The organism is Streptomyces sp. NPDC001832, assembly GCF_040297265.1.
Classification (GTDB): Bacteria; Actinomycetota; Actinomycetes; order Streptomycetales; family Streptomycetaceae; genus Streptomyces.
The window spans coordinates 99,815-108,776 of the sequence record NZ_JBEOYU010000019.1 but is presented as its reverse complement, the minus strand read 5'-3'; the positions used below and the strand labels follow the sequence as shown (position 1 = coordinate 108,776).

2 protein-coding genes, 1 tRNA gene and 1 rRNA gene are annotated in these 8,962 nt (G+C 66.7%); 3 read left to right on the top strand and 1 reads right to left on the bottom strand.

Features of this window, described 5'->3' with window-relative positions:
• Together rrf and ABT115_RS17470 are read left to right on the top strand one after the other, a co-directional pair.
• A 5S ribosomal RNA gene (gene rrf / locus ABT115_RS17475) occupies positions 1-76 on the top strand; the annotation flags it as partial.
• A gap of 221 nt (positions 77-297) precedes the next feature.
• Positions 298-370, top strand: a tRNA-Thr gene (locus ABT115_RS17470).
• A 105-nt stretch (positions 371-475) separates the two neighbouring features.
• On the opposite strand, the gene ABT115_RS17465 is transcribed toward ABT115_RS17470, so the two are convergent.
• Positions 476-3,091 (bottom strand): SpoIIE family protein phosphatase, encoded by a 2,616-nt coding sequence (locus ABT115_RS17465; protein WP_351790079.1) that lies wholly within the window; start codon positions 3,089-3,091, stop codon positions 476-478.
• Between the two features lie 414 nt (positions 3,092-3,505).
• Between ABT115_RS17465 and ABT115_RS17460 the strand changes: the two genes are divergently transcribed.
• On the top strand, positions 3,506-8,932 hold the full coding sequence (locus ABT115_RS17460) for a HAMP domain-containing protein (RefSeq protein WP_351790076.1): 5,427 nt from the start codon (positions 3,506-3,508) through the stop codon (positions 8,930-8,932).
• Positions 8,933-8,962: the final 30 nt, after the last annotated feature.

Below are 8,962 nucleotides of genomic sequence, written 5' to 3'. Positions count from 1 at the left end.
GAACCCGGAAGCTAAGCCTTTCAGCGCCGATGGTACTGCAGGGGGGACCCTGTGGGAGAGTAGGACGCCGCCGGACTCCTTTTACGGGAAAGCCCTGTGCCCTTGTGGCACGGGGCTTTTCTGCATTCACCCCACACGTCTGGTCCGGATCGGACCAGGTAGGCCAGGTCCACGCCTGCGTGGGGGTGGGCGGGGGTACGGGGACCAGGCGAGCGTCCGTCAGAATCTTGTGTGGTGAGTGGTTCTGAGCATCCCTGAGTTCAGGGTATGCTTTACCTCGTTGCCACAGCGCAGCAGGCCCCAATAGCTCAGTCGGTAGAGCGTCTCCATGGTAAGGAGAAGGTCTGCGGTTCGATTCCGCATTGGGGCTCAGGCAAGTAGCAAGGCCCCCGCCACTCGGCGGGGGCCTTTCGCATGTGCCGCTTGGAGCGCGCTGACCAGAGTGTCTCGGAGGCTCCGGCCCGATGAAGTGCCGTCAGGTGGTGGGCGGTTCAGGGACTCGCATGGCGAGGATGGCCATGTCGTCGGATGCCGGCTCGGCGGCGAAGCGTTCGACGGCCCGCAGGATGCGTGCTGCTACCGCGCCTGCCGTGAAGCCGGTACAGGTGGCCAGTACGTCCGCCAGACCGTCGTCGCCGAGCATCCGAGTGCCCTCACGGCGTTCCGTGACGCCATCAGTCACGCACAGCAAGACGTCGCCCGGGGCGAGCGTCACCGCCTGCTCGTACAGTTCGAGGTCTTCGATGACGCCCAGCAGGGGTTGAGGTTCGGCCGCTGATTCCACCGAGCCGTCCTGGCTCAGGCGCAACGGCAGCGGGTGCCCTGCGCAGACCACTTTCAGGAGTGCGCTCCCGTCCTCCTGGGGCCACAGTTCCCCGTACAGGAGGGTCAGGAAGCGGCTGCGGGCGCCCTCGTCAAGGATGGCGGCATTGAGGCGTTCCAGAACGGCCGGGCCGCCGAAACCTTCGCGGGCGAGAAGGCGCAGGGCGTGGCGGGCGAGGCCTGTGACGGCCGCGGCCTCCGGGCCCGTACCGCAGACGTCACCGATAGCGAAGCCGTAGGCGCCGTCGCGGATCGGGAAGACGTCGTAGAAGTCGCCGCCGACCTCGTTGCCCTCGCCCGCCGCGCGGTAGATGACCTCGATCTCGACATTGGGGACCTCGGGCAGCCCCGGCGGCAGCAGGCTGCGCTGGAGGGACTGGCTGATCGCCGTGCGCTCCGAGTAGAGGCGGGCGTTGTCGAGGGCGAGGGCGGCGCGGCGGGAGAGGTCCTCGGCCAGTTCCAGGATCTCTTGGCGGAAGTGGTCCTCGGAGGGCTTCCCGAGCGTGAGCATGCCGATGACACGGTTTCGGGCGACGAGTGGCAGGACCACCGTCTCCCCGCCCACCGCGGCCGCGGTGGCGAGTGTCGTACGGATGCCGGAGCCCAGACCGCCGGATTCGCCGAGGCCGAGCGTCCGCATCGAGGTGTGCAGGGCCGCCTGATGGGCAGCCTCGGTGGGGGCCGCCCAGACACGGGCGCCTGGGGTCGGCACGGGGTCCGGGGGAGCGATCTTGGAGAGCAGGGCCTTGAGGCCGTCGATGCGCTCCTCGTCCTCGTGCAGCACATAGGAGAGGTACGGCTCCGAGGACTGGTCCGCGATCGTGTAGACGGCGCACCAGGTGGCGAGGGTGGGGACCGTCATCTGGGCCATCAGCGCCAGGGTCTGGTCCCGGTCGAGGGTGCCGGCGAGCAAGTCGGAGGCCTCGACGAGGAAGGAGAGGGAGCCGCGGCGCAGCCGTTCCAGCTCGCCCAGGCGGGCCGATTCGACGGCCAGCGCGATGCGGTCCGCGGCGAACTGGAGGCGCAGGGCCTCCTCGTTGGAGTAGCGGCCGGCTGCTTCCGCGGCGACACCCAGCGAGCCCGTGAGGCGACCCTCGACCTTCAGCGGAACGGTCACGACGGAGCGCATCCCCGTGCCGCCGAGCAGGGGGACGGCGCCGGGCATGTTGTCGAGGTCTTCGTGGACGGCGGGCATTCGGGCGGAGCCGTAGCGTCCGGTACCGGCCTCCACCGGAACGCGGGCGAAACGCTGGCGGGCGGAGGGCAGACCGGTCGTGGCCCGTACCTCCAGTTCCGTTTCGTCGTCCGTCGCCAGCAGCAGGAAAGCCGAATCGGCGTCGAGCATGTCGCGCGCCCGCTCGACCGTGCGTTGGAGCAGGGCGTCGAGGTCGTCCGGGGCGGGGGAGCCGATGAAGATCTCGAACGGGTCCGTCGTGTGGCTCTCGGCGTTCGCGTCGGAGACCGGTGTGCGTACGGGGGACTGGAGCACGGCGCGTTCGTAGTCGCGGACGAGTAGACAGACCGTGGACGGTTCGCCGTGCGTGTCGCGGACCCGGAGATGTGAGGCGTAGACGGGGATGGTGCGGCCTTCGGCGCCCCGGATTCCGTAACTTCCCTCCCAGCGCGAGAGCTGCAGTGCGTCCACGATGCCGGTGTTGGTGCCGGGCGTCTGCGGCCAGGCGGTGAAGTCGGTGAGCTGTTTCCCGGTCACCTGTTCCGCGGCGTACCCGAAGAGGAACACGGCGTCCTCGTTCCAGGCGGCGATGGAACCGGTGCTGTCGATCTGGACGACGGCCACCCGCACGCGCTCGTCGGCGACCGGGAGCAGGCCGACCGGGAGCAGGGGGCCGGCGGAACGGATTCCCACCGGGCGCTCGGGGAGATCGAGCTGGAACCAGACATGTTTGTGGGTGGGCGAATACTCGACGCCCCACCGGGAGGCGAGTGTCGCGCAGAGCAGTAGTCCGCGGCCGTTCTCACGGTCCGGGCTGCCGAAGTTCATACCTGTGTTCTGGAGCGGGATCTCGCGTTCCGGATAACGGTCGGAGACCTCGATCCGAACGCCGTCCTCTGTGCGCAGGCACAGCACATCCGCGGCGGTGCCTGCGTGCACCACCGCGTTGGTCACGAGCTCGCTGGTGAGGACGACGGCGTCATCGACGACATCCGTGTATCCCCATCCCTGGAGAGTGTCGCGGACAAAGGCGCGGGCAGTCGCGACGGAGCGACTGACCGGGTCGAAGGTGGCAGCCGCGCGCGCGGTGATCACAGCACTCCCCATATGGTGTCTCGTCGCTTCCCTGAGTCCTGTGCCCGTTTCTCGCCGCTTCGATTCGCCTGCCAGGCTAGACGCTCGGTCTCGGTGTCCGGTACACGAGGGCCGACTTCGGGCAGGATCGACCAGGAACAGGCATGTGGCCGGTCAAGTGTGGGCTTCCCAACAGGGTGAAGCGGGACAACCGTTGGAGGCTGCACCCTGATTGGTTCGGGCCTGGTACGTTTCAACGATTTGACGTCCGCATGGTCACCCGTCGACGGTGGGCTGTGGCGGTGAGCCAATGAGGAACTGGGCAAGCTCCCAGATAAGGCCCGAGCGATACGGTCAACCCCTGCGGGAGGGATCACGGTGGAGTCTGGCGTGGCGGCGCGGGGAACAGGCACGCGCACAAAAGGCGGACAAACCGTGAAAAAGCAGCGCAATAGAACCATCAACGTTGACGCGGCAGCGCTCAACAGATTGTTGGCAGGCCTGGTGGCGATGCGCGACGGGAACTTCCGCAGGCGTCTGACCGTCTCGGGCGACGGCGTGCTGGCGGAGATCGCGGCAGTCTTCAACGAAGTCGCCGACCGGAATCTCCACCTCACCGGCGAGCTGGCCCGGGTGCGGCGGGTGGTCGGACGTGAGGGGAAGCTCACCGAGCGGCTGGAGACGGGCGCCTGCGAGGGCTCCTGGGCCGCCGCGATCGACGCCTCCAACGAGCTGGTCGACGATCTGGCACGTCCGGTCTCGGAGGTCGGGCGGGTGCTGTCGGCGGTGGCCGACGGTGATCTCGAACAGCGGATGGAGCTGCGGTCGCACAGGGCCGACGAGACGGTACGGCCGCTGCGCGGCGAGTTCCTGAAGGTCGCCCGTACGGTCAACAACCTGGTCGACCAGCTGTCGGCGTTCACCGAGCAGGTGACGCGGGTCGCGGTCGAGGTGGGTACTGAGGGCAAGCTGGGCGGACAGGCCCAGGTGCGCGGAATGTCCGGGTCGTGGAAGGACCTCACGGAATCCGTGAACACCATGGCGTACCGGCTGACCGCGCAGGTGCGGGACATCGCGCTTGTGACGACGGCGGTCGCCAAGGGCGATCTGTCGCGGAAGGTCACCGTGCATGTGGCCGGCGAGATGCTCCAGCTCAAGAACACCGTCAACACGATGGTCGACCAGCTGTCGTCGTTCTCCTCCGAGGTGACCCGGGTCGCCCGGGAGGTGGGCACGGAGGGTGAGCTCGGCGGTCAGGCGACGGTGCCCGGTGTGGCCGGTGTTTGGAAGGACCTCACCGACTCCGTCAACACGATGGCCGGGAACCTGACCTCTCAGGTGCGCGGGATCGCCGAGGTGACCACCGCGGTCGCCAACGGTGACCTGTCCCAGAAGGTCACGGTGAGTGCCCGCGGTGAGGTCGCGCAGTTGGCTGAGACCATCAATCAGATGACCGAGACGCTGCGGACCTTCGCCGACGAAGTGACCCGGGTGGCCAGCGAGGTCGGTGGCGAGGGGCTGCTCGGCGGTCAGGCGCAGGTGCCGGGTGCGGCGGGGACCTGGAAGGACCTCACCGACTCGGTGAACACGGTGTTCCGGAACCTGACGACTCAGGTGCGCGACATCGCGCAGGTGACCACGGCGGTGGCCAGCGGCGACATGACGCAGAAGGTCACCGTCGACGTGGCCGGTGAAATGCTGGAGCTGAAGAACACCGTCAACACGATGGTGGACCAGCTCCAGGCCTTCGGTTCGGAAGTGACCAGAGTGGCCCGGGAGGTCGGTGTCGAGGGCCGTCTGGGGGGTCAGGCCGAGGTGCCGGGTGCGGCGGGGACCTGGAAGGACCTCACGGACTCGGTGAACACGGCGTTCCGGAACCTTACGGGCCAGGTGCGCGACATCGCGCAGGTGACGACCGCGGTTGCCAACGGTGATCTCTCGCAGAAGGTCACCGTCGACGTCGCGGGCGAGATGCTGGAGCTGAAGAACACCGTCAACACGATGGTGGCGCAGCTGTCGTCCTTCGCCGACCAGGTCACGCGGATGGCGCGTGACGTGGGCACGGAGGGCCGCCTCGGTGGCCAGGCGCGGGTCGACGGCGTTTCCGGAACGTGGAAGGAGCTCACCGACTCCGTCAACTTCATGGCGGGGAACCTGACCTCCCAGGTGCGTCAGATCGCGCAGGTGACCACGGCGGTGGCGCGGGGCGACCTGTCGCAGAAGATTGACGTGGACGCGCGTGGCGAGATCCTGGAGCTGAAGAACACCATCAACACGATGGTCGACCAACTCTCCGCTTTTGCCGAGCAGGTGACCAGGGTCGCCCGCGAGGTGGGCACCGACGGACGGCTCGGCGGTCAGGCACAGGTGCCCGGCGTGGCCGGTGTGTGGCGTGATCTGACCGATTCTGTCAACGGTATGGCGGGGAACCTCACGGCTCAGGTCCGTAACATCGCGCAGGTCGCCACCGCGGTGGCACGCGGTGACCTGTCGCAGAAGATCGATGTGGACGCGCGTGGCGAGATCCTGGAGCTGAAGAACACCCTCAACACGATGGTGGACCAGCTCTCGAACTTCGCCGAGCAGGTGACCCGGGTCGCCCGTGAAGTGGGTACGGAAGGCATCCTCGGCGGCCAGGCGGAGGTGCAGGGGGTGTCCGGTACGTGGAAGGACCTCACCCAGTCCGTCAATGGCATGGCCAACAACCTGACCCTGCAAGTCCGTAACATCGCCGAGGTCACCACGGCGGTCGCCAAGGGCGATCTCTCCAAGAAGATCACGGTCGATGCCAAGGGCGAGATCCTCGAACTGGTCACGACCGTCAACACCATGGTCGACCAGCTGCTCAACTTTGCCGACGAGGTGACCCGGGTCGCCCGCGAGGTGGGGACCGAGGGCATTCTCGGCGGGCAGGCCCGGGTGCGCGGTGCGACGGGTATCTGGAAGGACCTCAGCGACAACGTCAACCTGATGGCCAACAACCTGACCAGCCAGGTGCGGAACATCTCCCGGGTCTCGTCCGCGGTCGCCAACGGCGATCTGACGAAGAAGGTCACTGTCGAGGCGCGCGGCGAGGTCGCCGAACTCGCCGACACCGTCAACACGATGGTGACGACGCTGTCCTCGTTCGCCGACGAGGTGACCCGGGTCGCCCGCGAGGTGGGCACGGAAGGTGAGCTGGGCGGCCAGGCACGCGTTCCGGGGGTTTCTGGAACGTGGAAGGACCTCACCGAGTCCGTGAACTCGATGGCGTCCAATCTGACGGGTCAGGTGCGCCAGATCGCCACAGTCACCACGGCCATCGCCAAGGGCGACCTCACCAAGAAGATCGACATCGACGCACGCGGTGAGATCCAGGAGCTGAAGAACACCATCAACACGATGGTCGACCAGCTGTCTTCGTTCGCCGAGCAGGTGACCCGGGTCGCCCGCGAGGTGGGCACGGAGGGGCAGCTGGGCGGTCAGGCCAGGGTCCGGGACGTCGACGGCACCTGGCGCGACCTCACCGAGTCCGTGAACGAGATGGCCGGGAACCTCACCCGTCAGGTGCGGGCCATCGCGGCCGTCGCCACCGCGGTGACCCGCGGCGATCTCAACCTCAAGATCGATGTGGACGCGGCCGGAGAGATTCAGGCCCTGCAGGACAACATCAATACGATGATCGCCAACCTGCGTGACACCACGGCCACCAACAAGGAACAGGACTGGCTCAAGGGCAACCTCGCCCGGATCTCCGGTTTGATGCAGGGGCGGCGCGATCTCGACGACGTGGCCTCGCTGATCATGAGCGAGCTGACCCCGGTCGTCTCCGCGCAGCACGGTGCGTTCTTCCTTGCCATGCAGACCGGTGACACCGACGCGGTGGGATCGGACAGCGACCAGGACGGCTCGTACGAACTCCGTATGAGGGGCAGCTACGGATACTCGGCGGGATCGATGCCGACATCCTTCCGGCCCGGCGAGACGCTCATCGGCACGGCGGCGGAGGAGAAACGGACCATCCAGGTGGACAACGTTCCGCCGGGTTATCTGAAGATTTCCTCCGGGCTCGGTGAGGCGCCGCCCGCGCACGTGATTGTGCTGCCGGTGCTCTTCGAGGGGAAGGTTCTCGGTGTGATCGAGCTGGCCTCCTTCCAGCCGTTCACTCATATTCAGCGGGACTTCCTCAATCAGCTCGCCGAGATGATCGCGACGAGCGTCAACACCATCAGCGTCAATACGAAGACCGAGAAGCTCCTTGAGCAGTCGCAGGAGCTGGCCGAGCAATTGCGGGACCGTTCAAAGGAGTTGGAGAACCGGCAGAAGGCACTTCAGGCCTCCAATGCCGAACTGGAGGAGAAGGCCGAGCTGCTTGCCCAGCAGAATCGCGATATCGAGGTCAAGAACACCGAGATCGAGGATGCTCGGCAGGTCTTGGAGGAGCGCGCCGAGCAGCTCGCGGTCTCAATGCGTTACAAGTCGGAGTTCCTGGCGAACATGTCGCACGAGTTGCGGACTCCGCTCAACTCGCTTCTCATTCTGGCCAAGTTGCTCGCGGACAACGCCGAGGGCAATCTCTCGCCGAAGCAGGTGGAGTTCGCCGAGACGATCCATGGGGCCGGTTCCGATCTGCTTCAGCTGATCAATGACATTCTCGATCTGACGAAGGTCGAGGCGGGCAAGATGGACGTCAGCCCGACCAGGATCGCACTTGTCCAGCTGGTCGACTACGTGGAGGCGACATTCCGGCCGCTCACCGCGGAGAAGGGGCTCGATTTCTCCGTACGGGTCTCGCCGGAGCTGCCCGCGACACTGCACACGGACGAGCAGCGACTGCTCCAGGTGCTGCGCAATCTCCTTTCCAATGCGGTGAAGTTCACCGACAGCGGGGCGGTCGAGCTGGTGATCCGGCACGCCAACGAGGATGTGCCGAACGCCATCCGTGAGCAGCTCCTGGAGGCCGGCTCGCTGCGTGACGCCGATGCCGACCTGATCGCCTTCTCGGTCACCGACACCGGTATCGGGATCGCGTCCAGCAAGATGCTGGTGATCTTCGAGGCGTTCAAGCAGGCGGACGGTACGACCAGTCGCAAGTACGGCGGTACGGGGCTCGGTCTGTCCATCAGCCGGGAGATCGCACGGCTGCTGGGCGGTGAGATCCACGCGGCGAGCGAGCCGGACCGCGGCTCCACGTTCACGCTCTACCTGCCACTGCACCCGAGCGAGTTGCCGTCGCAGGGCTATCCGCAGATCGGACCTGGGCCCAGCGAGGCACACGGTGCCGCAGAGGAAGGTCTGCTCCCGGAGGCCGCTTCGGGCACCGACTCGGCTTCCACCGCGCACGATTCGGAGGGTGTCGCCGGGCTGATGCGGCGTCGCCGCAAGGCCCTGGGGGGCGTGGAGCGACGGCCCGCGCTGCCGTCGCGCGCCGCCGCACCGGCTGCGCCGCAGGAGCCGTGGACGCTCGCGGGGCAGGAGGAACCGGAGGCCCGCAGGACGTTCCGGTTCCACGGCGAGAAGGTGCTGATCGTCGACGACGACATCCGTAACGTCTTCGCGCTCACCAGCGTGCTCGAGCAGCACGGTCTTTCGGTGCTGTACGCGGAGAACGGACGTGTGGGCATCGAAGTCCTGGAACAGCACGACGATGTGACGGTTGTACTGATGGACATCATGATGCCGGAGATGGACGGCTACGCCACGACGGCGGCGATCCGCAGGATGCCGCAGTTCGCCGGCCTGCCGATCGTCGCGCTGACCGCGAAGGCCATGAAGGGTGACCGGGAGAAGGCGATCGAATCCGGTGCTTCCGACTATGTCACCAAGCCTGTCGATCCCGATTATCTTCTTTCCGTTATGGGGCAGTGGATGCGCGGAGAGTGATCATGAATTGAGAGAGTCGCGGTGAGTTGG